The following is a 669-nucleotide window of genomic DNA, read 5'->3' as shown; positions in this document are numbered from 1 at the left end:
GTTGGCGCCATTGGTGACGCCGGTGACGGCGGCATCGCTGTTTTCAAAGGTGTCGTTGTCGAGCACATCAATGATAACGGCGGTGTCTTCGTTGGTGAGGGCGGTGTCGGCCACGATATCCGCGACCGGGGTCACGGTGACGCTAATCACTTGGGTGACACTGTTGCCATCATCATCGGTGATGGTAACGGTGAAGCTGTCGTTGCCGTAGTAGTCTGCGACAGGGACATAGCTCCACAGGCCCGTTGCYGGGTCAATGGTGGCGGTGCCGTTGGCGGGATTGCCGCTGACGGTAAACACTGTGCCGTCCGTCAGGCCATCGGCATCAGTCGCGGTTAAGGTGCCAGTGATGGCCGCGGCATCTTCAGCGCCATTGCCTGAGGTGCCGCCAGTGACCGTGGTCGGATCGTTTGCGGCATTAACGGTGACATTGACGGTGGTGGTTTCAGTCACGCCGCCCGACGTCACGGTGTAAGTGAAGCTGTCAGTACCATGGAAGTTCGCGCTTGGGGTGTAAGTCACGGTGCCATCGGCATTGATGGTCACGGTGCCGTTGGCGCCATTGGTGACGCCGGTGACGGCGGCATCGCTGTTTTCAAAGGTGTCGTTGTCGAGCACATCAATGATAACGGCGGTGTCTTCGTTGGTGAGGGCGGTGTCGGCCACGAT

1 protein-coding gene is annotated in these 669 nt (G+C 59.6%); it reads right to left on the bottom strand.

Features of this window, described 5'->3' with window-relative positions; genetic code table 11:
• Positions 1 to 669 (bottom strand): Ig-like domain-containing protein (locus L5M29_RS23690; protein WP_263170359.1); only part of this gene is annotated, 669 nt, incomplete at both ends.

The organism is Shewanella sp. SM95, assembly GCF_025653595.1.
Classification (GTDB): domain Bacteria; phylum Pseudomonadota; class Gammaproteobacteria; order Enterobacterales; family Shewanellaceae; genus Shewanella; species Shewanella oncorhynchi.
This window is presented reverse-complemented; position numbering and strand designations above follow the sequence as displayed.